The organism is Nitrospira sp. SG-bin1 (assembly GCA_002083365.1).
In the GTDB taxonomy this organism is placed as follows: domain Bacteria; phylum Nitrospirota; class Nitrospiria; order Nitrospirales; family Nitrospiraceae; genus Nitrospira_D.
In genome coordinates this window covers 1-22,879 of sequence record LVWS01000009.1, presented here as the reverse complement: position 1 = coordinate 22,879, position 22,879 = coordinate 1, and the positions used below count along the sequence as shown (strand labels likewise).

At 55.2% G+C, this 22,879-nt stretch carries 25 protein-coding genes and 1 pseudogene; 17 read left to right on the top strand and 9 right to left on the bottom strand.

Annotated elements, in window-relative coordinates; all coding sequences use genetic code 11:
* Together A4E19_21175 and A4E19_21170 are read right to left on the bottom strand one after the other, a co-directional pair.
* Positions 1–310, bottom strand: a pseudogene (locus A4E19_21175) (methane monooxygenase/ammonia monooxygenase subunit C).
* A gap of 58 nt (positions 311–368) precedes the next feature.
* Positions 369–929 carry a hypothetical protein gene (locus tag A4E19_21170; protein ID OQW36855.1) on the bottom strand — a complete coding sequence of 187 codons (561 nt, stop codon included), beginning with the start codon at positions 927–929 and terminating at the stop codon, positions 369–371.
* On the opposite strand from A4E19_21170, the gene A4E19_21165 reads away from it, so the two are divergent.
* Positions 919–1,128: a hypothetical protein gene (locus A4E19_21165; protein ID OQW36854.1), complete on the top strand. Its 210-nt coding sequence runs from the start codon at positions 919–921 to the stop codon at positions 1,126–1,128. The two genes, A4E19_21170 and A4E19_21165, sit on opposite strands and share 11 nt — an antisense overlap.
* A 172-nt stretch (positions 1,129–1,300) precedes the next feature.
* On the opposite strand, the gene A4E19_21160 is transcribed toward A4E19_21165, so the two are convergent.
* Positions 1,301–2,167 (bottom strand): tRNA 2-thiocytidine(32) synthetase TtcA, encoded by an 867-nt coding sequence (locus tag A4E19_21160; protein ID OQW36853.1) that lies wholly within the window; start codon positions 2,165–2,167, stop codon positions 1,301–1,303.
* Positions 2,168–2,355: 188 nt separating this feature from the next.
* Here A4E19_21160 and A4E19_21155 point away from each other — a divergent pair, with 188 nt between their 5' ends.
* The 4 genes from A4E19_21155 to A4E19_21140 all read left to right on the top strand — a co-directional run bounded on the left by A4E19_21155 (position 2,356) and on the right by A4E19_21140 (position 5,471).
* Positions 2,356–2,622 carry a hypothetical protein gene (locus A4E19_21155; GenBank protein OQW36852.1) on the top strand — a complete coding sequence of 89 codons (267 nt, stop codon included), beginning with the start codon at positions 2,356–2,358 and terminating at the stop codon, positions 2,620–2,622.
* A gap of 244 nt (positions 2,623–2,866) precedes the next feature.
* Positions 2,867–3,829, top strand: coding sequence for a hypothetical protein (locus A4E19_21150; protein OQW36857.1), 963 nt, complete (start codon positions 2,867–2,869; stop codon positions 3,827–3,829).
* Positions 3,826–4,848, top strand: a complete 1,023-nt coding sequence (locus tag A4E19_21145; protein OQW36851.1) for a D-alanine--D-alanine ligase — start codon at positions 3,826–3,828, stop codon at positions 4,846–4,848. Before A4E19_21150 ends, A4E19_21145 begins: the two co-directional genes overlap by 4 nt.
* 233 nt (positions 4,849–5,081) lie before the next feature.
* Entirely contained in the window at positions 5,082–5,471 is a 390-nt protein-coding gene (locus tag A4E19_21140) for a hypothetical protein (protein ID OQW36850.1), read from the top strand.
* Positions 5,472–5,593: 122 nt separating this feature from the next.
* Here the strand turns inward: A4E19_21140 and A4E19_21135 are convergent, their stop codons facing one another.
* Both A4E19_21135 and A4E19_21130 read right to left on the bottom strand, forming a co-directional pair.
* Positions 5,594–6,487 carry a hypothetical protein gene (locus tag A4E19_21135; GenBank protein OQW36849.1) on the bottom strand — a complete coding sequence of 298 codons (894 nt, stop codon included), beginning with the start codon at positions 6,485–6,487 and terminating at the stop codon, positions 5,594–5,596.
* A gap of 304 nt (positions 6,488–6,791) precedes the next feature.
* A complete protein-coding gene (locus A4E19_21130) occupies positions 6,792–7,034 on the bottom strand; it encodes a hypothetical protein (protein ID OQW36848.1) in 243 nt (80 codons plus the stop codon).
* A gap of 879 nt (positions 7,035–7,913) precedes the next feature.
* Here A4E19_21130 and A4E19_21125 point away from each other — a divergent pair.
* Positions 7,914–9,371: a hypothetical protein gene (locus tag A4E19_21125; GenBank protein ID OQW36847.1), complete on the top strand. Its 1,458-nt coding sequence runs from the start codon at positions 7,914–7,916 to the stop codon at positions 9,369–9,371.
* A gap of 308 nt (positions 9,372–9,679) precedes the next feature.
* A complete protein-coding gene (locus A4E19_21120) occupies positions 9,680–10,210 on the top strand; it encodes a hypothetical protein (protein OQW36846.1) in 531 nt (176 codons plus the stop codon).
* Positions 10,211–10,220: 10 nt separating this feature from the next.
* Here A4E19_21120 and A4E19_21115 read toward each other — a convergent pair whose 3' ends face one another.
* On the bottom strand, positions 10,221–10,826 hold the full coding sequence (locus A4E19_21115; protein OQW36845.1) for a 2,3-bisphosphoglycerate-dependent phosphoglycerate mutase: 606 nt from the start codon (positions 10,824–10,826) through the stop codon (positions 10,221–10,223).
* 70 nt (positions 10,827–10,896) lie between these two features.
* Positions 10,897–11,550 carry a hypothetical protein gene (locus tag A4E19_21110; protein OQW36844.1) on the bottom strand — a complete coding sequence of 218 codons (654 nt, stop codon included), beginning with the start codon at positions 11,548–11,550 and terminating at the stop codon, positions 10,897–10,899.
* Between the two features lie 167 nt (positions 11,551–11,717).
* On the opposite strand from A4E19_21110, the gene A4E19_21105 reads away from it, so the two are divergent.
* The 9 genes from A4E19_21105 (at position 11,718) to A4E19_21065 (ending at position 20,813) form a co-directional block, all read left to right on the top strand.
* Positions 11,718–12,935, top strand: coding sequence for an acetylornithine aminotransferase (locus A4E19_21105; protein ID OQW36843.1), 1,218 nt, complete (start codon positions 11,718–11,720; stop codon positions 12,933–12,935).
* Positions 12,935–13,912 (top strand): ornithine carbamoyltransferase, encoded by a 978-nt coding sequence (locus tag A4E19_21100; GenBank protein OQW36842.1) that lies wholly within the window; start codon positions 12,935–12,937, stop codon positions 13,910–13,912. The genes A4E19_21105 and A4E19_21100 overlap by 1 nt, the downstream gene beginning before the upstream one ends.
* An 8-nt stretch (positions 13,913–13,920) precedes the next feature.
* Positions 13,921–15,138, top strand: coding sequence for an argininosuccinate synthase (locus tag A4E19_21095; protein OQW36841.1), 1,218 nt, complete (start codon positions 13,921–13,923; stop codon positions 15,136–15,138).
* Positions 15,135–16,547 carry an argininosuccinate lyase gene (locus A4E19_21090; protein ID OQW36840.1) on the top strand — a complete coding sequence of 471 codons (1,413 nt, stop codon included), beginning with the start codon at positions 15,135–15,137 and terminating at the stop codon, positions 16,545–16,547. The genes A4E19_21095 and A4E19_21090 overlap by 4 nt, the downstream gene beginning before the upstream one ends.
* On the top strand, positions 16,544–16,780 hold the full coding sequence (locus A4E19_21085) for a hypothetical protein (protein OQW36839.1): 237 nt from the start codon (positions 16,544–16,546) through the stop codon (positions 16,778–16,780). The genes A4E19_21090 and A4E19_21085 overlap by 4 nt, the downstream gene beginning before the upstream one ends.
* Before the next feature lie 46 nt (positions 16,781–16,826).
* A complete protein-coding gene (locus tag A4E19_21080) occupies positions 16,827–18,098 on the top strand; it encodes a diaminopimelate decarboxylase (GenBank protein OQW36838.1) in 1,272 nt (423 codons plus the stop codon).
* 2 nt (positions 18,099–18,100) lie between these two features.
* A complete protein-coding gene (locus tag A4E19_21075; GenBank protein OQW36837.1) occupies positions 18,101–18,973 on the top strand; it encodes a 4-hydroxy-tetrahydrodipicolinate synthase in 873 nt (290 codons plus the stop codon).
* Between the two features lie 26 nt (positions 18,974–18,999).
* Complete coding sequence (locus A4E19_21070) at positions 19,000–19,803, top strand: 4-hydroxy-tetrahydrodipicolinate reductase (GenBank protein ID OQW36836.1); 804 nt, start codon at positions 19,000–19,002, stop codon at positions 19,801–19,803.
* A gap of 737 nt (positions 19,804–20,540) precedes the next feature.
* On the top strand, positions 20,541–20,813 hold the full coding sequence (locus tag A4E19_21065) for a hypothetical protein (protein ID OQW36835.1): 273 nt from the start codon (positions 20,541–20,543) through the stop codon (positions 20,811–20,813).
* Between the two features lie 78 nt (positions 20,814–20,891).
* Here the strand turns inward: A4E19_21065 and A4E19_21060 are convergent, their stop codons facing one another.
* Complete coding sequence (locus A4E19_21060; protein ID OQW36834.1) at positions 20,892–21,203, bottom strand: hypothetical protein; 312 nt, start codon at positions 21,201–21,203, stop codon at positions 20,892–20,894.
* Positions 21,204–21,377: 174 nt separating this feature from the next.
* Between A4E19_21060 and A4E19_21055 the strand changes: the two genes are divergently transcribed.
* Positions 21,378–22,025 carry a fructose-6-phosphate aldolase gene (locus A4E19_21055; protein ID OQW36856.1) on the top strand — a complete coding sequence of 216 codons (648 nt, stop codon included), beginning with the start codon at positions 21,378–21,380 and terminating at the stop codon, positions 22,023–22,025.
* 80 nt (positions 22,026–22,105) lie between these two features.
* On the opposite strand, the gene A4E19_21050 is transcribed toward A4E19_21055, so the two are convergent.
* Entirely contained in the window at positions 22,106–22,792 is a 687-nt protein-coding gene (locus A4E19_21050) for a uracil-DNA glycosylase (protein OQW36833.1), read from the bottom strand.
* Between the last annotated feature and the right edge of the window lie 87 nt (positions 22,793–22,879).

The following is a 22,879-nucleotide window of genomic DNA, read 5'->3' as shown; positions in this document are numbered from 1 at the left end:
TCCAGTAAAAGTACCGCTTCAGCTCCAGCTTCGGATCGAGATTGGCCAGATTTCGGTCGCGCGTGGTCCAGATCCATCCGATGGTCACCGCAAAGAACAGCGCGTTCGCAATGATGTTAAACCGCCACAACCCCATCCACACCGAATCGAATTCCGGGGTCATGGAGTCCAACCCGTGCGAGTACCCGAACGCCCGCTGGTACAGCACCCAAAACACCCCGATTGCTAACATCGAAAACCAGCCGATCTTGGCCGGTCTCGAGTCGTACCACTGCGAAATATCATATCCCCTATCGCTTGATGCCGCCATGGTTAAACCTCCTTGTTAAACTTACCTTCCGCGTCAGCGCGGGCTTTCATGACATGATTTACGCTGAACCCCACCGGCTCCTCCATCGCTTGGATTTCGAGAGTTCGTAGCCGATTATAATGAGAAGAAGTAGAAGGGTCAGTGGTCCGATGGCTTTCCGAGTCATTGTCGCGTAATCAAACTGCTGTACTCGTAACAAATAGGATGAAGGACTGAGCCCTTCCGGGGTGATAATGAACTTGTAGAGTCCTTTAACCAACTTGGCTTCACCTCTGACCACTCCGTCCGGATGAATCGAGGGTGGCCAGTAGGCCACTGTCTGATCGTCAGCGGCCTCGCTCAATCCCCTTACAACCCGCACTCCCACCGGCATGGTACGCAGGCTTGGATCGACCAGATCCACCACGAGGAACGTGTCGCCTTCACCGGGGATATCCGTACAATATTGAGCTCTTGCCTCATTTTGAGGTTGATAGGCATTGAAATGAATAAGACTCCCTCCCACTCGTTGGATACAGGTGTCTTCTTCCAGGGTGACATTGCCATGTGCGCCCGCCACGCCAGGCAGCAGACCCGAAAGGAGTGCGAACACACTGACGACTCGACGGATGGGAACCATTCGGCCACGTTTACTCGCGTTGAAACTCCACCTCGCCCACTCTATCGTCCCTGCAATGACGGCCATTGCGATCACCACGAAAAACACTGTTGGCATGGATCTTCACCTCCTCCCATATGTACTCTCCTCCTCGAATATGAAGAGTGCATTAGAAGATGATGAAGTTTTCTTCATATTCTCTATGCTGTTCCGCCCATGATGCTGCGTTTAGCTCCAGTGTAAACTAGTTAAAGCCCTGGTCCGATCCCAGATCGGTCCTTTAGGGACACGTAGGGACACGGTGCTGACCCGTGGCAATGCAATCAATGAACGGATTAGTGAATTAAACAGATGGGAGGACACTGATCAGCACAGACTTGATCGGATTGCATTTAGTGAGGAACCGGTTCTTGATCCAACCAGGCATCGCCTTCGGACTGATTGCTTCTCATTGATGAGAGGGATCCGAAATCAAAGAGACGAGAGTCCATCAAGAGAGATGGCGCAACGTTGGTCAATGCCGCGGCGATGCTGTCCGTACAGCCAGGCGACTCCTGCTCCCATTGTCGAAGAAAGGCTTTCACCTTTTTTCGTTTCAAATCCTCTTGAGAGCCGCACAGATCACAGGGAATGATTGGAAAGGCTCTCAGCTCGGCATAGCGCGCAAGGTCTATTTCTTTGACGAGGGCCAGCGGGCGAATGACGAGATGTCGCCCATCCTTGGAGCGCAGCTTCGGCGGCATGGCCTTCAGCTTGCCGGTATAGAACAGATTCAAGAACAAAGTTTCAATAATGTCGTCGCGATGATGACCGAGCGCGATCTTCGTGGCGCCCAGCTCAGTCGCAATGCGATAGAGGTGGCCGCGTCGTAAGCGGGAACATAACGCGCACGTCGTCTGCCCTTCGGGGACGAGTCGCTTCACGATGGAATAGGTATCACGGGATTCAATATGGAACGCAATTCCGCGGCTCGTCAGATACTGAGGGAGCACATGTTCCGGAAAACCGGGTTGACGTTGGTCGAGGTTGACGGCCACCACCTCAAAACGAATCGGCGCTCGGCGTTGCAAGACGAGCAGAATGTCCAGTAAACCATAACTGTCCTTGCCGCCGGACAGGCACACCATCACCTTGTCGCCTTCTTCAATCAGGCGATAGTCGGCAACGGCCTGCCCCACCAGTCGGCAGAGGCGAGTTTGGACCTTCTCCGTTGCTTCGTCTAATTTAGGCATTGATATTGACGTCTGCGGGACGATCATGGCGGGATTGTAGCGGCCCCATTACCGTCCTGTCGATGGTCCAGTTGGAAAAAGGTTGAACGAACCGCCTACGTGCCGTCAATGGTGCAATCGGTCCTCTTCGGGTGTACCAGCAACGTCTTTCGAAGCATGACTGCCGATCCATCTGCACATATCCGCGACGGCTGACCAAAGATTGATCGACCGGCATGATCTCATTATCGCCATGGGAATGGGTCACCGAGAGGTTCATCGAGAAACAATTCGGGTTGATCGCTCCGCTCTTCCAGGAAATCGCGTTCGACAAAGAAGTCCCGATCCTTGATCTGCACGAAGCTCTCTCTGATTGGGAGCGTAATATCACCGAAGCACGGGCGTATGTGGCGCAGGTTATCGAGCACATTTGGGAATCCATGCCGGCGCTCATGGCCCGACTCCCGCGGATTCAGGGAACCCCGCGGTCATTCAAGCCCTAAGTTCGGTTCAAACTCGAACTGTTTGTACAATTTTTTGCTCGTCAATCTCCTTCCCTTCCCGAGAAACGTCTCACCGGCAAAGCGAAGTCTGCATGCTATATTTTTTATGACGGGAAAATAAGCGCATTTTAGAGGCTTGGCTTTCATGGACCGTACGGGCTCCGACGTTCTGAAGACTCCCATCATCGGCCAGGATGATCCTAAATGGTCCTCCTGGTCCGATGATGTTCTATTGGAACTCTCCATGCGTGATCTTCACCTCGGGCTCAAGGGTGGATTCCTCGAGCAACCCATCGCTGAATTGATTCGCGAACTGGAAAGCCGTGGACTATTGTTCCGCCCCCATTTTTGGCTTTCCAACGAGTGGTTCACTCCGGATGGAGTGCCGGGCATCGCTATCCCCTTCTATCTGGCCCACCCTCGCCTCGCAAGACTCGAGCAGTCTCAAATGTTGGAAGTGGAAGGTGGAACGATGGAATGGTGCCTGCGCATCCTTCGTCACGAAGCGGGGCACGCGATCGAAAATGCCTACAAGATCCGCCGACGCAAAACCCGCCAGGCTGTTTTTGGGAAGTCGTCGCAACGATACCCGATGTACTACTCACCCCGGCCCTATAGCCGAAGCTTCGTCCGCCACTTGGACTTATGGTACGCCCAAAGCCACCCGGACGAAGACTTTGCCGAAACCTTCGCCGTCTGGCTGACGCCGGACTCCTTATGGGAGGAGCGGTACCGGAGCTGGCCCGTACTCAAGAAGCTGAGGTACGTCGATGGGCTTATGAAGGAGCTTCGCGGGGTCTCTCCATTCGTGACCACTCACGAAGAAGTCGATCCACTTTCCAGTTTAAAGACAACCCTTCATGAGCACTATGACCGGAAACGAAGACACTATGGCATCGAGCGGCAGTCGCAGTACGATCCGGACTTGAAGCGCCTGTTCTCCACCATGCCGAACCATGCCAACAAGCCATGTGCCGCAACCTTCTTGAACCGTTTTCGCAGAGAAGTGCGCCGAAAGGTGGCGAGTTGGACCGGTGAGTACCAATATACGATCGATCAGGTGCTCGAGGATATGATCAGGCGATGCCGGGAATTGAACCTCCGGGTACCCGTGGCTGAAGAACAGGCCAAGCTCGATTTCACCATCCTTCTGACCGTACACACCATGAACTTTCTGCGTAGTGGACGGCATCGGGTGGCTTTATGAAGCGGTTGCGGGTGCTCGTTCTCATGCACAAGGATCTCGTGCCACCGGATCAAGTGAACGGTCACGACCTCAAGTCGGTTGCGTGGCGGACGGAATATGACGTCGTCTCGACACTGAAGAAACTGGGTCACGAGGTGTACCCCCTGGGAGTGAAGAGCGATCTCGAGGTGATTCACTCGGCCATCGAGAACTGGAAGCCGGATATCGCCTTTAATCTCTTGGAAGAGTTCGACGGCGTGGCCGTCTATGATCAGCATGTGGTGTCATACCTCGAACTCCTGCGCCTCCCCTACACCGGATGCAACCCGCGCGGGCTGATGTTGGCCCGAGACAAAGCGCTCACGAAGAAGGTGCTGTCTTTTCACCGAATCCCGTATCCCGAATTCATCGAAGTCCCACACGGACGGACGGTAAAGCGGCCGAAATGGCTGTCCTTCCCGTTGATCGTCAAATCGGTCTGTGAGGAAGCCTCATTGGGTATTTCCCAAGCCTCGATCGTCGAGGACGACGACAAACTAAGTGAGCGCGTGGCGTTCATCCACAATAGTGTCGGCAGTGGGGCGCTGATCGAACGATATGTCGAAGGTCGCGAGTTCTATGTGGGCGTTATCGGCAATGGACAGTTACAGGTGTTGCCCGTGTGGGAGCTCATTATGGACAAATTGCCGGAGGATGCCAAACGTATCGCGACCGAGCGCGTCAAATGGAGCCGCAAGTATCAGCAGAAGTACGGCATTACGTCTCGCGAAGCGAACAGTTTGCCAAATGGCAAGACCGCAGAGATTCAAGATTTGGCGAAACGTGTCTATCGGGCACTTGGACTCAGCGGCTATGCTCGGATCGATATGCGAATGGATGCTGACGGACAACTCTACGTCTTAGAAGCCAATCCCAACCCCCAAATCGCAGAAGATGAAGACTTTGCCGATTCGGCAAAAAAAGTCGACTATCAATATAAGGACCTATTGCAGGAACTCGTGAACGTCGGTCTCCGCTGGCGTCCTGCCAAAGCGGCGTGAACTCGCTGTGACACGAATCGCGAACGCCCCATGAGAAATGACTCCCGCCTCACTTCTGGGTCATAAGGTCCTTTCTCCGATTATTGGCCCCGGTGCCTGACACTGCATCTCCCCGCAGTTGGATTTCCCTCATTGTCTTGAGCCGTACGTCTCTACGTGGAATAGTGATGACACAGTGTGCATCTCACCTGTCTGTCACCAACTCCCATCGTTAACATACGGAGGTATAACCCATGATGTCAGTCCTCACCGCTTGCCGACATGCCGTGTTGCTGCCTGCCATGCTCATCGTTCCGACAGGCTGTGTTCAGACTACCGTACAGGAACATTCATCGCAGCAGGAATATCTCGGGATGGGGATTGTGTCCGGAACCTTGGGTGAGCAGCAACGTGTGGCTCTATGCGCCGGGCAGCCGTCTTCCACGTCAGTGAGTGGCCAAGTGCAGGCACTTGAGGGAGGCGCGTATTTGATTCGCGATGCTCTAGATCGGGATATCCGTATTCCGCATGATGAGAATACCAAGATCGACCGACCGGCCCATGTGGGCGATCGCATTCAGGCTTGGCTCGACCGTCATGGCCGCGCCGTGTTGATCCGCAGCCTCGATGGAAACGGGCGATAGCACGCACCAGGTTCCAGTCATTCGGTTCCTAATCATGCAACAGACAAAACGAAACACACATGACTTCGCGCAATAAAAGACTCCTGGCAGTCCAATCCGAACCATTACAACAGCGGCAGCCGTTAACGTTTGATGGGCATCGCACCTCCCTCCGACTCAACCTTGCGTGGGCTCGGCGCACGTAAGGCCCGTAATCCGGCGGCGATCGCTTCGAGTTCCGAGCGTGCGCCGATCTTGCGCATCGCTTCGGTCAGCACCCCGTGCAGCCCCATCTTCACGTCCGGTAAACGCGTGATGCGGTAGGTGAAGCTGTAGTCCGGACCATATGTTACATCGCACACGTCGGCGCCTCTGCAAGGTTTCAGCACGATGGTTTCGATATATTCATCGCCGACATTGGGCAGTCCTATTTCGAGGTCGTGGATGGATAGGTCGACCTGGGCACTGCCGATGAAGTCATCGCCATCATAGTATTCGTGTAAACAGTGACCTGTGTAGTGATGTTTTGTTGAGTCGCTACAAACATAGTTCTCAAACCCAAAAGACGGGTAAGGAAAATCCTGCTCCCAGAGCTCGACCCGAAAATTCAGTGGCGCAGGTCTCCCCACGTCGTCGCATAGCGATGTCTCGCCCAGAATGACCTCCCCGGGACGCACGGCAACGATGCAGCTTTTCTCGGGGTCGAAGCGGTGCGTGTCTCCCGAATCGATGTCGCCGATCTCATTGGAATGTGCATAGCCTTCCATGTCGGAAACGCCGACCATTACCTCATCGCTGCCAGGCCAGTCGATGCCGGTTTCGTCTCGAGCCTTAAAGCGCATCGCCTCGATCTTATAGCGTCGTTCCACCCACGTTAAGTCATGCCAGGGGATGTCGCTCGTCGACACGACGGCGGCTGGACGGCTGGTATTTTGAGGTGGCGTGGGTTGCCCCTCCTGCCCATTTGCACCCACGGTGAACCAAGACCATGCTGCGAAACCAACGCAAATTGCCGTGAAATGCTTATATATTGTCATTGCTGTCCCTCCCTTGTATGGAGATCTCGTCCAATCCTAGGCCGATTATTTGCCGATGCTCGCTTGAAAGCCTCTGCGAAACCCTTTCCGATCGCCTTTTGTTCCTCACGGCTTGTGGCAAACCGGCTCACGCCGCACGATACCCACGAGAGCGAGGCATGTGACAGACACATCCGGTGGATAATAGGCAGGCGTGTCTCGACTTCTCGTACGAATGGAGACTCTGCGTCGTGAATCATTAGCACCGAGCCGATCCGGCTCCCAGAAAAGTGTGCTTAAGTGACGCAGGCACCGCTCGAACGCGTCACGAAAACATCGCCGGAAGACCGGGGCGCCGAAAAGTGGCGAGAATGATCGGCAAATGGTCAACCTCGGTCCAAAACAGTACCGCAATCTCCTGTTCGGCACCGAAGGATTGGAGCAGCAGGAATACACCGAGAACGAGGGCAATGATGCCCGGCCAGATCATCGAGAGAGCTCCAAGAACGAGGACGAGGGTAATCGCCGCCAACGTCTGCTGAACGAACGGGCTCTTGACTGTGAGCATAAGGTCCTCCTTCGTGTGCTCTCCACTTGCACACCTAAACATCTCTGATCGATGGAATGGATTTGAACGTATCGCATAACAAAGGCTTACAAACAACTAGGAATGCTACTAGAGCGCGACGGTCGATACGGCTATTCGCATTTCGTTTCCCCTACTCCAGCGCCCGAAGTCGCCAGGAGAAACATATGCTGGCCTTGCCATCCTGCGAGAGCTAGTTCACTCGAAAGTGACGTAACGTTTAAGCGTAGGTACAAAGATCGTGCCGTGAAAAATTTCCTAGAGCGTGTGAATTTCGGTGATTGCCCTGCTGTTTCGCCAAGGAGTCACTACGCGTGGCGTATCACTTTCGATTCACAGTATCTGAACAGATCCAGCGGGAAGGAGGAGGGCAGCTATGTGCCATTATCGGAACGTATCGACGGCGCTATCCGGACGGAGGTTATCGAAATCCCGGAGAGTAGAAACGTAGAACGATGCTTCTCTCAGATGTTCATCAGACCAAACACTAGGTGTGGTGTGCTTGATCTCCGTACGTACCATTACTTTACGTATTGCCTCAGGTCAAGTCACTGAATCGAACCACCGTCACGCCTACCTGCCTTGCTGGTATCATCGCACCCGAAACTCGACAGTTGCAAAGTGGCGCCGGACGGCGTATAGGTCATAGTAGAAATTTCTAATACCAACCGTAATTTCAAGAGAACGTATCAAGCATTAGTTCCAGTGTATTAGTCGGAGCGCTTTCTTCTGTTTTCTTCGCGGACGGGGTGCCGTATGAACAGGAAAGAGTGGATCTAATGCCTTTGGATTCTCGAAATTTTGGGTTCTTGAACTTCTTGAAGAATAGCCGCCACTTATTCTTTTTCAGTGAGGTGAGACATGATGATGAAGCCAATCGTCTTCGCTTTTCTCTTCACCCTTGCGGTGATGAATGGACCGGAATCCAGTCTGGCCGTGGCCACCCAGTCCAGTGCCCATAGCCAAACGGCCGCCGTTCAATCAGACAATGGGCAAGGTGCTCTTCTGGCCATGCTCGTCGGGTTCTTAAGACCGGCGGAGGTTCGGCACACTCAACCGGACAATGGGCGAGGAGCGTACGCCCATAAAGTCGACAGCGAAGAGACCGCTCCGGCGACTTCATCGGCTTTGTCGATCACTCCGTCGATCACTCCGATGACGTCGATTACAATCGACCCTCCTCAGGGCCAGGTTCTGGAAGCCGACAAAGAAACCGCGGAAGCTGAGAAAGAAAAGGCGCGCTTGGAGCAACTCCAACAACAGCTCACGGCCAAAGAAAGGGAATTGGCTCTTTTGCGACAGAAAACGGCTGCAGCCACGAATCAGGCGACTGCCGAAAAGACTCGCGCCGAAGCGTTGGAAGCGCAGCTGAATCAAAAGGAGCAGGAACTGGCAGGTCTCTGTACCCAACGAGATACCCATCAGCAAATGTCGCAGGAATTGAATCGGACGAGAAGCAGTCTGGAGCTTGCCAGACAGCAAGTCCTCGACATCGAGCGACAGTTCGCGACCAACAACGACCAGCTTGATACGGCCATGCAACGTATCGCGGACCTAGACCTGCAGTTGGTGGCGAAAGAGCAAGAGTTCCAGCTGGCCAAGACCACCATGGATCGGGAACTGGCCGCTCGAAACTTGCAGCTCGCCCAGGCCAAGCAAATACTCGCCGGCCTAGGACGTAGCTTGCCGAAGTTGGCGAAGCAGGATCCCTCCAGCAAGAACGCTCCTCGGCAAACCGTCACGGCGGCGCGCGCTACAGCGGACCTGACCAAGGCCAATGAGAAGTTGATGGCCGCCCTCCAGGAGGAACTCAAGCGAGGCACCGTGGTATTGGAGCAGCGCGGCGACAAACTCACGCTGGCGTTGTCGTCCGGCGAACTGTTTGGCAAAGGCCGAGTGACCATGACGCCGTCTGGGGCTTCCTTAGTCAAGCGAATCGGCGTGGCCTTGCGTAAATTCCGTCCCGAGAGCGTCGAAGTGGCCGGACATACAGACAGCATACCGGTCAAGTACGATCCTCGTCGACCGTTCAAGGACAATACTGAACTGTCTCGGGCACGCGCAGAAAATGCAAGCCGAGCGCTGATCAAAGGCGGGTTGGGCTCAGACCGGGTCAGGGCCGTCGGGTACGCGGACTCCCAACCCATCGCGACCAACGACACGGAAGAAGGCCGGAGCAAGAACCGGCGGGTCGAAATTATCGTGATCCAATCACCCCAGCCGATCGCCTCCGTCAGTGAAAAAGACGGACAAACGTCCGGCAACACCCGAGGCACATCCCAATACGGCGGGATGATTCAAAAAGTCGCGAATCGCTGATTTGAACAGACGACCATGTCGGCCAACCATGGCCGGCATGGTCCTGTCGATCGCACACCTGCCACACATCACGGTGACGGCATCGCCCTCGCTAAAGTGCGTTTCTCGTTCGTTCCACCGACATGCCGACTGTGTCAGCCGGACAAGTTGGAGCTGACGCAACAGGGCTGCAAGGTTTTCTCCATGGATCTATTTCTGCTCTCTCCTACTCGGTGTGGAATGCCCATGCCAGTGTTTTTTTCAAGAGTTCGACATTGGCCTCCCTGACTCTCAGATGACCTGTGACGATGCGTTCAAGCTACTGCTTGATGGTGAAACAAGCGGTGCAGTATGCTTCCGACGATACGAGACCGCCCATGACTCCTGCCGAAGCTGCAGCCGCCCTGTTCCGGACCATGCCGCACCCCATTGCCGTCTCTCAACTCGAGGAATATGGGATCGATACCTCTGATTCCACCATCCAGCGGATGGCGCGTGAAATTTTATCGTTGAATCTCTATTGGGTCTTAGCGGCGATCGACGCCCATATCCCGACCAAGTACCGGCCTGCGATCAAGCAGACGCTGTTCGAGACGATCCAAAACGAGTGGTGGAACTCCGGCCGGCTGGGGCCAGGCACTTGGAGCGAGTATCAACCGGAATTGACCCAACGGTGCAAGCGATACGCGTGTCTCGTGGATCAGGAAGGTATCAATCACATGGGTATTTGCGCAGAAGCGGCGTCCCTGATGGAAGATGAGGGGATCATTTCCCCGGAAGATCGAGAAAAACTCCTTGTGCTGTTGATCGACTATGCGCCGGCTGCGGAATACGGCCGGTTACTCGACGCGGTGGGATAAGCTCCTTCGTTCATAGATAGCGATGTGACAACACCTTCCCGATGTCGTCAAATTCGTACAGAAGGGGCACACCGGTTGGAATATTGAGTTCCAACACCTCTTCTTTGGATAATCGATCCAGCTCCATCACCAACGCACGAAGACTGTTGCCGTGCGCCGCGATGATGATGGTTTCACCCTTCAACAGGTGCGGCTTGATCATTTTCTCGTAATACGGTAACGTCCGCTCAGCCGTATCTTTCAGACTTTCTCCGCCGGGCGGCCTCACATCATAGCTTCGCCGCCAAATTTTCACTTGCGCATCACCGTACTTCTTGGCGGTTTCGGCCTTGTTCAAGCCCTGGAGGTCTCCGTACATCCGTTCGTTCAACGCCTTGTCTTTCTCAATGGGAACGGTCGTTTGTCCGAGCACTTCCAACACAATTCTCAATGTTTCATTGGCGCGGGTGAGAACTGAGGTGAAGGCTCGGTCGAACGTAAACCCACGGAGTTTTTCACCGGCCTGCCTGGCCTCTTCCATACCTTTAGGAGAAAGCGGCACATCCACCCACCCGGTGAACCGGTTTTCCAGATTCCATTGGGATTCCCCATGACGAAGCAACACTAATCGTGCCATCGCGCATCCTTTGCCATTTCCATGACGCCCCTTAACTAAGGATTACTGAATACTGAACGACCATGCCAAGTCAAGCCTGCTGCAGCCTGACTGCTTGCTTCGCCGGTCGACCAGGCGATTTATCCGGATCGGGCGGCCCTTCTTGAATCATCTTCACCAGTGTCGCGAGGAAGATGAGGTAGAAGAACACGCCGACCCAGACGACATACGGCTGTACTCCACCCGCCTCCTTGAGCGCGGTTTCTTGTGCGGCGCGATCCATTCGGCCGGCTTTCTTGATTTCCCCGATGTGCTCTCGGCAATGCCAATAATAGAGATAATTCGCGGTGGCTCCGGCCATGATGCTCCAGACGATGCCGGCGGAAAAATCTCCCGTGAGATACGTGGAAACCATCGGACCGACCGCGTAGACGAACGCGTGCAAGTACATCTTCCGGTACAGGAACCACAGGAAGGAGATATACAGGAATGCCGGCCAGTTCCAGGAGAGAGCGAATCGTGGCTGGCCGTCGGACGAAAATTTCTTGAACACAGTGAGATAGTGGTCAGCGTTCGAGCCGATGAACTGTCGCCACAGCGTCTCATCGTCCTGAGCCGGCCGGGCAGGGGACGGCTCAGGAGCGGTCTCGGCGGCAACCGTGGCGCCAGTCAGCTTGGCGCCGCAGTGATGGCAAAAATTGGCCTCCTCCGAGTTCGGTTGGTTACATTGGCTGCACACCGTCATGGCGCCGCAGCTTACCACATTCGTCACTGGAGAAGACGCCCTATCGCGCATGATTGATTCCGGAACCGTGAGTCATGCGTCGGAAGCTGTTCCCGACTCCTCCACTTATTGCTCTTCCCCGTGCGCCTGTGCTAGCTTTCCTTTCTTTCTTAAGGGGATACGTCATTATGCCGACCGAAGAGCTGAAAGACGATGCCGCCAAATATTTGATGCAGACCTACAGTCGCCAACCGGTTTCGATCGTACGTGGGCGCGGCGCGAAGGTCTACGATTTGGAGGGGCGAGAGTACATCGATTTCGTCGGCGGCATTGCCGTCAATGTGTTGGGGCATGGTCATCCCGACCTGGTTCAGGCCATTCAACGCCAGGCCGCTCAACTGATCCATACGTCCAACCTCTACTACACCGAGCCTCAAGTGAAGCTGGCGCGCCTGCTGGTGGACCATTCGTTCGCCGACCGCGTGTTCTTTTGCAACAGCGGTGCGGAAGCCAATGAAGCGGCGATTAAGCTCGCACGACGGTACGCCCATGATCGGCATGGACCGGACCGATTTGAAGTCATCACGATGAAGAATTCGTTCCATGGCCGAACGCTGGCCACGCTCACCGCCACGGGACAGGAGAAGGTTCAGAAAGGATTCGAGCCGCTGATGCCGGGTTTTGCCCATGCGCCGTTCAATGATTTCGCGGCGATTGAATCCATGGTCAATGAGAAAACCGCGGCAATCATGCTGGAACCGATTCAGGCGGAAGGCGGCGTGTATGTCGCCGACAGGGATTATCTGAAAAACCTTCGTGAATTCTGTACACATCGAGACATCTTGCTCATTTTCGATGAAATTCAAACCGGCATGGGACGAACCGGAACCTTCTTCGCCCATGAGCAACTCGGCGTGAAACCCGATATCATGACCCTGGCCAAAGGCCTGGCCGGAGGAGTGCCGATCGGAGCCTGCCTCGCCATAGAGTCGGTGGCTGCCGCCTTTACGCCCGGTTCTCACGCCTCGACGTTCGGTGGGAATCCCCTGGCCTGTGCCGCCGCACTGGCGGTCTGCCGCGTGCTCCTGGAAGGGAAAGTGTTGGATCAAGCGAGGCGCATGGGCGAGTACTTCGCAAAGGGATTGGCGGACTGCAAAGATCGCCATCGTATCGTGAAAGATGTGCGCGGCCTCGGCCTGTTGCAAGGCATGGAATTGGAAGTCGACGCCCGAGCGGTGGTGTCCGATGCACTGGCCCGGGGCATGATGATCAATGCCGCAACCGAGCGGGTGCTTCGCTTCGTGCCGCCTCTGGTGATCACACAGCCGGAGGTGGACAAGCTCATCGACCTTCTCGGCATTCTGTTCAACCAGCGTCAGACGACGGGAAGAGATTCACACCACTGATGGCTATACCAGTTCGACGGAAAAGCGACAGCTTGCACTATGCCAAGGATTTGCTCGACGTCGCGACGATGCCGCGGCGGCAAGTCCTCGACTTGATGCGTTTGGCCGGGACATTGAAGAAGAAACAGCGCCAAGGGATCCCCCATCGGCTGCTCCGTGGGAAGACATTGGGCCTGCTATTTCAAAAGCCGTCGACAAGGACGCGCGTGTCCTTCGAAGCGGGCATGAACCAGCTGGGGGGCCATGCCCTCGTGCTGCCCATGAGCGACATTCAACTCTCGCGCGGAGAAACAGTCTCCGACACGGCGCGCGTCTTGTCCCGCTATCTGGATGGAATCGTGATTCGAACCTATGACCATTCAATTGTCGAAGAATGGGCGACAGAAGCCACGATGCCGGTGATCAACGGACTGACAGACCATAGTCATCCTTGTCAGGCCTTGTCCGACATGATGACGATCCAAGAGTTCAAGGGCCGACTCAAAGGACTCAGTCTTGCTTATATCGGAGATGGAAACAACGTAGCGAATTCTCTCATCGAAGCAGGCGCCAAGATGGGCATGCGCATCGTCATCGGGTGCCCTTCCGGCTACCAGCCTGATCAGCGAGTCATCGATCATGCAAGGATGGAGGGGCAGACCACCGGCGCGTCCATCGAGGTGCTGGAGAATCCCCATGTGGCGGTCAAGGAAGCGGATGTGGTGTATACCGACGTATGGATCAGCATGGGCCGCGAGCGGGAGCAGGCCAGACGGCTGCGAACGCTCGCGCCGTACCAATTGAACAAGCGGCTGCTGCAACGCGCGAAACCCGATGCCATCGTCATGCATTGTTTGCCGGCGCATCGCGGTGAAGAGATTGCCGCCGAGGTGCTGGATGGTCCACAATCCGTCGTCATCGATCAAGCGGAAAACCGCCTGCACATGCAAAAGGCGATTCTGACGCAACTTCTCAGTCGAAGGAAAGACCCACGATAGGACTTCTTATGACACCGAAACCGATCAAGAAAATCGTCCTGGCCTACTCCGGAGGGTTGGATACCTCGGTCATCCTCAAGTGGTTGCAGGAAACGTATCAGGCCGAGATCATCGCGTTTTGCGCCGACCTTGGCCAGGGGGAGGATCTGAAAGCCGTCAAGGCCAAGGCTCAAGCGCTTGGCGTCAAGAAGGTCTACGTCGAGGATCTCCGGGAGACCTTTGTCAAGGACTATGTATTCCCGATGTTGCGCGGCAATGCGATGTATGAGGGCAGCTATCTTCTGGGAACCTCGATCGCCCGTCCGCTGATCGCTCGCCGGCAGGCCGAAATCGCCCTCAAGGAAAAAGCCGAGGCGGTGTCGCACGGCGCCACAGGGAAGGGCAATGATCAAGTGCGTTTCGAACTGACCTATATGGCGCTTGCGCCTCACTTGAAGATCATCGCGCCTTGGAGGGAGTGGACCATGCGCTCCCGTCGGGAGCTGATCGAGTATGCCGAGCGCCACGGCATTCCGGTGACCGCGACCAAGGCCAAGCCCTACAGCACGGACCCGAATCTGTTTCACATCAGTTATGAAGGTGGCATTCTTGAGGATCCATGGGAGTCGCCACCGGATGAAATCTTTCAGATGACCGTATCCCCGGAAAACGCACCGGACAAACCTCAAGAAGTCGAGGTCGAGTATGTGAGGGGCAATCCCGTCGCCGTCGACGGCAAGAAGATGAGTCCGGCGGCCTTGCTGGCTCATCTCAACAAGTTGGGCGGCGCACACGGAATCGGCCGTGTCGATCTGGTGGAAAACCGCTACGTGGGAATGAAGTCGCGCGGAGTCTATGAAACGCCGGGAGGAACGATTCTCCACGTCGCTCATCGCGGGCTCGAGTCCTTGACGATGGATCGTGAAGTCCTCCACTTCCGTGACAGCTTGATTCCACGGTTTGCAGACCTGATCTACAACGGGTATTGGTTCAGCCCTGAACGTGAAATGATCCAGAGGGCGATCGATGAAGCCCAGAAGGATGTCACCGGCATCGCCCGAGTCAAACTTTACAAAGGCAGCTGCGGGCTGGCAGGACGCAAATCGAAGCAATCGCTCTATCGACTCGACATCGCCACGTTCGAAGAAGACGAAGTGTACAACCAGAAAGATGCAGAAGGTTTCATTCGCTTGAACGCGTTACGACTGAAGATCCGCGCGCAGAGAAAGAAGGTCTCCTTCCGATGACCACTCGTAGGCATCATCCGAAGTCGTCCAATGGCGGACAGAAGGCTTGGGACGGCCGGTTTCGGGAAAAGACCGATCGGGTCGTTGAAGCGTTTACCCGTTCCGTGACGGTCGACGGCCGGCTCTATGACGAAGATATCTTGGGGAGCATCGCCCATTGTAAAACTCTCGAGAAGGCCCGGGTCTTGACGCACAAGGAAGCACGCTCGATCCTTCGCGGGCTGGAATCGGTCAAGCGAGAGTTGGAGCGTGGACGATTCGCCTTTTTGCCGCATGATGAAGATATTCACATGGCGATTGAACGGCGCCTGACCGAGCTGATCGGCCCGCTGGGGGGCAAGCTGCACACCGGTCGCAGCCGAAATGATCAGGTGGCGTTGGATGTTCGCTTATATTTGCGGACGCAGTTGGACCGGTTGCATGAGCGAGTCGTGGAATTTCAACGCGTATTGGTGGCCCAAGCCGGTGCCAATCGCACCGTCGCGATGCCCGGGTATACGCACTTGCAGCGTGCCCAGCCGGTTCTGCTCGCCCATCATCTGTTGGCCTATGTGGAGATGTTCGAGCGGGACAAAGGACGACTCCGTGACGCCAGAAGCCGACTCAATGTCATGCCGCTCGGGTCCGGAGCCTTGGCCGGTACGAATTATCCAGTGAATCGGTTATACACCGCTGAATTGCTAGGTTTTCCGGCCGTCACCCAGAACAGTATGGACGCGGTGTCTGATCGCGATTTCATGATTGAAGTGGCATCGGCTCTCTCGATCGTGATGATGCACTTGTCTCGGCTCAGTGAGGAGTTGATCGTGTGGGCCTCGCAGGAGTTTCAATTCGTCGATCTGCCCGATGCCTTCTGCACCGGCAGCAGCATGATGCCGCAGAAGAAGAACCCCGATGTCCCCGAACTGGTCCGCGGGAAAACCGGGCGCGTCTACGGTCACCTCGTCAGCCTCTTGACTCTGCTCAAGGCCTTGCCGCTAAGTTATAATCGAGATCTACAGGAAGATAAACCGGCGCTCTTTGACGCCCTTGATACCGTGACGGGCTCCCTTCAGGTGATGACCGAATTGATGCGCCGGGTGAAAGTCAACCAAGCGGCCCTGACGCGCTCGTTGCAAGGCGGCGGGCTGCTCGCCACGGAACTTGCCGACTACTTGGTGATGAGGGGCGTACCTTTCCGCGAAGCGCACGGGATCACCGGACGAATCGTCCGGGCGGCGCTGGATCAAGGGCGTGAGCTTACGGATTTCTCACTTGAAGAGTTGCGGACATTCTCCGAACGGTTCGAAAAGGATGTGTTTTCCCGGCTGACGACCGCGGCGGCACTCGATCACAAGGGACAAATCGGCGGAACCGCCCGTGGACGGGTTGAGCAGCGAATCAAGGAGCTTGAGCGGTTGTTGTCATGAGGGTATTGGTCCTTTTTGTCCTTTTTGCGTCGGCTGAACTCTTGGTTTCTTGCGGAGTGGTGGGATCTCCTGTCCCGCCGGAAACTGTCGGAGTTGCGCCCACGATCGACAAACAGAAGCGGCAGCATGCCCTTGAGACGGAACGGCGGACGGCAGACTCGGTTGAACCGGACCCGACGCTAGGGATGCATGACATTGACTTGCCGCCCTCACAGCCAGTGGGGATACGATAGAACATTTAGGGTTGAAACCATTGAACTAGCATAAGGAAATGACGAGATGCATAGTTTCGAATATCACCACGGTGAATTATGCTGCGAGCAGGTCCCGGTCAGCCGCGTGGCGAAGGAACTGGGTACTCCCTGCTACATCTATAGCCACGCGACACTCCTCAGGCATTTCCATGCCTATGACAATGCCTTCAAGAGTATCCCGCATGTCATCGCGTTTGCGATGAAAGCCAATTCGAATCTGGCCATCCTTCGCATGATGGCAAAGGAAGGCAGCGGTGCGGACATCGTGTCGGGAGGCGAATTGTTCCGTGCCCTCAAAGCCGGAGTGCCGGCGTCTAAAATCGTTTTTGCCGGCGTCGGCAAATCGCCGGATGAAATCCGTGACGCGCTCAAAGCCGACATCCTCATGTTCAATGTCGAGTCACCGGCTGAGATCCAAGCGATTAACGACGTGGCCGCCTCGGTCGGCACGAAGGCCCGGATTGCGTTGCGGATTAATCCGGACGTGGATCCGAAAACCCACCCCTACATCTCGACGGGGATGAAAAAAAGCAAGTTCGGCATCGCATCGGACCGGGCGCTGGAAGAATATAAATTGGCCTCTTCACTGAGCCATACCGACGTCGTAGGCGTCCATGCCCACATCGGCTCTCAACTGACCGAGGTCACACCGTTTGTCGACTCGCTAAAAAAGGTCGTGGCGCTCATTGATACGCTGAAAAGCCACGGAATCAACATCCGCTACCTGAACATCGGCGGAGGGCTGGGTATCACGTATTCCGAGGAGAAACCGCCTTTGCCGCAGGATCTCGCGGATGCGATTTCACCGCTCGTGGAAGGCTTGGGGGTCACGCTCGTGATGGAGCCGGGCCGCGTCATCGTGGGGAATGCCGGCATCCTGGTGACAAAAGCGCTGTACGAAAAGACCGGTGAGACGAAGAATTTCGTCATCGTCGACGCCGCCATGAACGATTTGATTCGACCAAGCTTGTACGGTGCCTACCACGAAATTCGCCCCGTGCAGGAAGAAGCAGTCCGTCGGACTAAACGGACGGTGGACATCGTCGGGCCAGTCTGCGAATCGGGGGATTTCCTTGCGAAGGATCGATCGTTGCCGGGCATCAAACCAGGCGAGTTGTTGGCGGTCATGAGCGCCGGAGCCTATGGCTTCGTGATGGCCTCGAATTACAACTCTCGGCCTCGTGTACCGGAAGTACTCGTCAAGGGCGGAGAATTTCACGTCATCCGGGAGCGCGAAACGTACGACGACCTCGTGCGAGGTGAGAGAATTCCGTCGTTCCTCAACCTAACGGAGTGAGTATGTTTACCGGGTCTCTTGTCGCGATTGTGACGCCGTTCCGACAGGGAAAGGTCGACGAGCGCGCGTTGGCCGAGTTGATCGAGTGGCAGATCGCCAATGGTACCAACGGCATTGTCCCCTGCGGCACCACCGGTGAGTCAGCCACCCTTTCGCATGGTGAGCATGAGCGGGTGATTGAGTTGACGGTCGAGGTGGTCCGTCGGCGGGTGCCGGTCATTGCCGGAACCGGTTCGAACAGCACCGAAGAAGCCATCACACTCACGAAACATGCGAAGCAGGCCGGAGCCGACGGTGCCTTGCTCATTACCCCTTACTACAACAAGCCGACTCAGGAAGGGCTCTATCGTCACTATAAGGCGGTGGCGGACGCCGTGGACCTTCCCTTAATCTTGTACAACATCCCCGGTCGTACCGGAGTTAACATGCTTCCGCCAACGATTGCCCGGCTCTCGGCCATTAAGACGATCGTCGGGGTCAAAGAAGGAAGTGGCTCCGTCCAACAGGCCTCAGATATCGTCCAGATGTGCGGTGATCGCCTCACAGTGCTGGCCGGCGACGACTCCCTCACGCTGCCGATGATGGCGGTTGGAGGAAAAGGTGTGATTACCGTCACGGCTAATATCATGCCGACGAAGATGGCCGGCCTTGTGAAAGCTTTTGACGAAGGGAGAATCGACGAGGCCCGACGGATTCATTTTCAGCTCTCTCCCCTCTTTGCTGCGTTGTTCTATGAAACAAACCCTATTCCGGTCAAAGAAGCGCTGGGACTCATGGGAAAAATTGACCCGGAATTACGCTTGCCGCTCTGCCCAATGGCTCAGGACACGCGTGAGAAATTGATCCGTGTCCTCAAAGACGCGGCATTGATCTAACTTTAAGCTGGTTTTATGGATACAAGATGATCAAGGTCATTGTAGCGGGTGCTGCCGGGCGCATGGGTTGCCGTCTGGTATCGCTGATCAGGGACTCTACCGCTCTGATGCTGGCCGGAGCGTTGGAGGGAAAAGGGCATCCGGCAATGGGAGAGGATGCAGGTGAAACTGCGGGATCAGGCCACGCCGGCCTTCCTATCACCGATGATCTCTCCCTTCTGATGGAGCGGGGCGAAGTGGTGATCGATTTTTCCGCTCCTACAGCAACGTTGGAACATATGCGGACGGTGGCTCGCCACCGAAGGGCCATGGTCGTCGGAACCACAGGATTTTCATCTCCTCAGCTTGAAGAGCTGAGGTCATTGGCTCAGCAAATCCCCTGCGTCTTTTCTCCGAACATGAGTGTCGGCATCAACCTGATTTGCAAAGTCATCGGTGAAATGGCCAAAACGCTGGGGGATGATTACGATATTGAAGTCATTGAAGCCCACCACAGACTCAAAAAGGATGCGCCAAGCGGCACGGCCCTCAAGATTGCCGAGGTCCTCGCCCGTGCAGTAAGCCGCGACTTAAATCAGGTCGGAGTCTATGCGCGCAAAGGGTTGATCGGTGAGCGAACCAAAGGAGAGATCGGGATACAAACGATTCGCGCCGGCGACATTGTAGGCGACCACACCGTCCTGTTCGGCGGCATGGGAGAACGCATCGAGATCACCCATCGAGCCAGTAGCCGTGACACATTCGCCCGTGGAGCCCTGCGTGCCGCGAGATGGGTGGTCCGCCAACCACCGGGCCTATATGACATGATGGATGTCCTGAGCCTCCGTTAGACTACCCTTTCCCCGCTGCTCCCATCATCGGGACATCCGACCTATCCTACTCTGCAACATGCTCCGGCGCACATTCTTGTTCGGGAATGCGGCCACTGAGCTTCCCGGTAAACCGCGAATATTATCCCACCTCGCAACATCAATCCATCCCAGGTCATGCGAGAAGAAAGAATCGCTTGTGTATATAGGGGTACTGGTGGTTTCTGACTTAGCTATAGCGTGATATCGTTGTCATCGGCTTCCCTATGAAGCTGTGACGATTCGACCCTGGTGTAAGGCAGCAATGATCTACCGTATTAGGGGGGAAATACACTACGGGCATTGGGCGCCTCGTAATGTTCCACCCCTTGGCAGACAATGGTTTGTGAAGTGACAGGAAGGACTAATGTCGAGCCGTGATCGGCCGGGGTTCCTGGTCCGCTGCTTTCCGACGACCACAGTTTAAACAAGCAAACACCGTGATCGCCAGTCCGGCGTCCAAATCCACAGCTCGTTCCGGTAACATCGCCCCATGGCATTTATCGCAGGTCTTCATGGGCGGCAATCTAGCATCAAGGGATAGGTGAAACCAATCCTCCTGAAGTACTGGATGGCACTGGCAAGAGTCCCAATAGGACCTAGAGACATAGGCCGTTTGCGCGTGATTCACTGGAATCATAAGGTGATTGCCAATTGATGATCGTCTTGACAGTCTCGTACCTTCTCATAGTATTGTGGCTGTCGTGCGGAAGGCCACTATGTATAGATTAATCCTTGTCATTCTACTCCTGACTGTTCTCTACTTCCTGCTCCGCCAAATGTTTCGCGGATTCAAAACTCCCATTCCGGAGGCCCAGAAGAAATCCTCGGTACAAACTCAAGACGAAGAACAAGATCAGATGTTTGAAGATCCCGTGTGTCACATATTCGTCCCGAAGCGGATTGCCATGATTGAAACGATCGGAGGACGGGAGTATTGTTTCTGTAGCAAGGAGTGTGCGGTGCGGTTTCGGAGCGAACACCCTGTCTAGCTTGGTGTACTACTCAGAAATGATTCAACATCGTCGGTTACTGGAAAGGAAAGGCTGTCGTTCTTGCAACGAACGTGGTCAGCAGCCTGAATAAGCATAGTCTGAAAGTTTCTCATCTTTGTTAAACTTGAGCGTGATCTGGCATTCGTTGGGGGAGAAATTGAAGAGTGGCGGCCCTGACTTCCCGCCTGCGATTCGATAATAAGTCCAGGTCTCCCCACCAAAAAACCGGGACGCTTTGCCGTCCGGCGCGCCCCAGTTCTTTTCGAACCAGCCCTTGTCCTTCCCCTGAAGTTCGGCCGGTTTCAGAGAAGCTTCCAAATAGGGATTCTTCCCGGAGCAGGCTGACAGGAACAGGCAGAACAACAGCAACCAGACCAATCTTTGCATCGCGATATCTCCTCCAATAACCATGATCAACTGTGAATCGTAAAATACTATCCCCCGTTCAGAAGCCTGTCAAACTTTCATGCGGACTTCTTGCAGTGCAGTTGCGTTCTCCATAAAATGACCGATAATGATGTATCGTCTCACGATCTCTTCGCCAAGCAGAAAGGAACCAACATGAAAATCTATCTCGACACTGCCAACGTCAAGGAAATCCAAGAAGCGGCAAGCCTCGGATTACTCGATGGAGTGACGACGAATCCTTCCTTGGTCGTCAAGGAAGGTCGGAGCTTCAGGGAAATGCTGCAAGAGGTCTGTAAGATCGTGGACGGACCGATCAGCGCCGAGGTCGTAAGCGTTGAGGCGGACGCCATGGTAAAGGAAGGCAAGGAGCTCGCCAAAATCCATAAAAACATCGTGGTTAAATGCCCACTGATCCCGGAAGGATTGAAGGCGACGAAGCGCTTGGCGGCCGAAGGGATTAAAGTAAACGTCACTCTCTGCTTCTCTCCCACTCAGGCGCTGCTGGCGGCCAAAGCCGGGGCCTGGTGCGTCTCGCCTTTTATCGGGCGGCTCGATGACATCAGCTCGAGCGGCATGGAACTGATTCGACAGATTCTGACGATCTATAAGAACTATGATTTCAAAACCTTCGTATTAGTGGCGAGCGTCCGTCATCCACAACACGTCGTCGAAGCAGCGTTAGCCGGAGGGCATATTTGCACGATGCCATACGGCGTGTTCCAAGCGCTCTTCAAACACCCGCTGACCGATGCCGGACTAAAGAAATTCTTGGACGACTGGAAGGCGAAAGGACAGCAGTAGGGTTGGCTAAGGGACGTCCTCACAAGAGGAGTGGAAAGGGGCTTCGTCCGAGATGGAGGTCTCCTAATGTTCTTTTCGCGCTACGCGCGGTCGATTTCTTTTCTGGCTTTCCGGAACACCGCATGAAACATTGAGCGCGTGAGCTTGCCTGTAAACGTATTCTGTTGACTGGGATGATAGGACCCGAGCAGTGTCACACCCCAGGGCAGTTGATAGACGACACCATGCCCAAATTTCGGTGCCGGCGCGGGTATCGTGTGTCCCAGCCTCCGGCAGGTCTTGAGGTAATGATCGAAAGCAATCTTCCCCAGAGCAATCACAACCTGATGGTGATTCAGAAGACTCACTTCCTCGCGCAAAAATAGGCTGCAATGTTCAAACTCATCCCGTGCCGGCTTGTTTCCAGGCGGTGCACAACGCACAGTCGCGCCGATATAACAATCCTTCAACGATAGGCCGTCGTCTCTATGCTGCGAGGTCGCCTGGTTGGCGAATTCATACCGATACAGAGCATCATACAGCCAATCTCCGCTCCGATCACCGGTGAAAATACGCCCCGTCCGATTCCCCCCGTGCGCAGCAGGCGCCAACCCCAATATATAAAGTCGAGCGTTGTAATCTCCGAAGCCGGGTACCGGCCGCCCCCAATATGTCCAATCCTGATATTGCTTCCGTTTCTGCTGGGCAATCGTCTGTCGATACATGACTAACCGAGGACAGGCCGTGCAGTTGGTGATACTCTTGTTGAGAACTGTCAGAGCTTGCATAGGGGCGGCAGTGTAACACAAACAAGATCCCTATTCTGCTTGCTGGCGTTTCAAGGTGATGTAATCTTCTCTGTGTAAAAGACGAAG

Bases quoted from the DNA above. Each gene is read 5' to 3' on its own strand.
- A4E19_21165 (OQW36854.1), top strand. From the start codon at position 919: ATGGGAACCATTCGGCCACGTTTACTCGCGTTGAAACTCCACCTCGCC.
- A4E19_21170 (OQW36855.1), bottom strand. From the start codon at position 929: ATGGTTCCCATCCGTCGAGTCGTCAGTGTGTTCGCACTCCTTTCGGGT.
- A4E19_21160 (OQW36853.1), bottom strand. From the start codon at position 2,167: ATGATCGTCCCGCAGACGTCAATATCAATGCCTAAATTAGACGAAGCA.
- A4E19_21155 (OQW36852.1), top strand. From the start codon at position 2,356: ATGATCTCATTATCGCCATGGGAATGGGTCACCGAGAGGTTCATCGAG.
- A4E19_21150 (OQW36857.1), top strand. From the start codon at position 2,867: ATGCGTGATCTTCACCTCGGGCTCAAGGGTGGATTCCTCGAGCAACCC.
- A4E19_21145 (OQW36851.1), top strand. From the start codon at position 3,826: ATGAAGCGGTTGCGGGTGCTCGTTCTCATGCACAAGGATCTCGTGCCA.
- A4E19_21140 (OQW36850.1), top strand. From the start codon at position 5,082: ATGATGTCAGTCCTCACCGCTTGCCGACATGCCGTGTTGCTGCCTGCC.
- A4E19_21135 (OQW36849.1), bottom strand. From the start codon at position 6,487: ATGACAATATATAAGCATTTCACGGCAATTTGCGTTGGTTTCGCAGCA.
- A4E19_21130 (OQW36848.1), bottom strand. From the start codon at position 7,034: ATGCTCACAGTCAAGAGCCCGTTCGTTCAGCAGACGTTGGCGGCGATT.
- A4E19_21125 (OQW36847.1), top strand. From the start codon at position 7,914: ATGATGATGAAGCCAATCGTCTTCGCTTTTCTCTTCACCCTTGCGGTG.
- A4E19_21120 (OQW36846.1), top strand. From the start codon at position 9,680: ATGGTGAAACAAGCGGTGCAGTATGCTTCCGACGATACGAGACCGCCC.
- A4E19_21115 (OQW36845.1), bottom strand. From the start codon at position 10,826: ATGGCACGATTAGTGTTGCTTCGTCATGGGGAATCCCAATGGAATCTG.
- A4E19_21110 (OQW36844.1), bottom strand. From the start codon at position 11,550: ATGACGGTGTGCAGCCAATGTAACCAACCGAACTCGGAGGAGGCCAAT.
- A4E19_21105 (OQW36843.1), top strand. From the start codon at position 11,718: ATGCCGACCGAAGAGCTGAAAGACGATGCCGCCAAATATTTGATGCAG.
- A4E19_21100 (OQW36842.1), top strand. From the start codon at position 12,935: ATGGCTATACCAGTTCGACGGAAAAGCGACAGCTTGCACTATGCCAAG.
- A4E19_21095 (OQW36841.1), top strand. From the start codon at position 13,921: ATGACACCGAAACCGATCAAGAAAATCGTCCTGGCCTACTCCGGAGGG.
- A4E19_21090 (OQW36840.1), top strand. From the start codon at position 15,135: ATGACCACTCGTAGGCATCATCCGAAGTCGTCCAATGGCGGACAGAAG.
- A4E19_21085 (OQW36839.1), top strand. From the start codon at position 16,544: ATGAGGGTATTGGTCCTTTTTGTCCTTTTTGCGTCGGCTGAACTCTTG.
- A4E19_21080 (OQW36838.1), top strand. From the start codon at position 16,827: ATGCATAGTTTCGAATATCACCACGGTGAATTATGCTGCGAGCAGGTC.
- A4E19_21075 (OQW36837.1), top strand. From the start codon at position 18,101: ATGTTTACCGGGTCTCTTGTCGCGATTGTGACGCCGTTCCGACAGGGA.
- A4E19_21070 (OQW36836.1), top strand. From the start codon at position 19,000: ATGATCAAGGTCATTGTAGCGGGTGCTGCCGGGCGCATGGGTTGCCGT.
- A4E19_21065 (OQW36835.1), top strand. From the start codon at position 20,541: ATGTATAGATTAATCCTTGTCATTCTACTCCTGACTGTTCTCTACTTC.
- A4E19_21060 (OQW36834.1), bottom strand. From the start codon at position 21,203: ATGCAAAGATTGGTCTGGTTGCTGTTGTTCTGCCTGTTCCTGTCAGCC.
- A4E19_21055 (OQW36856.1), top strand. From the start codon at position 21,378: ATGAAAATCTATCTCGACACTGCCAACGTCAAGGAAATCCAAGAAGCG.
- A4E19_21050 (OQW36833.1), bottom strand. From the start codon at position 22,792: ATGCAAGCTCTGACAGTTCTCAACAAGAGTATCACCAACTGCACGGCC.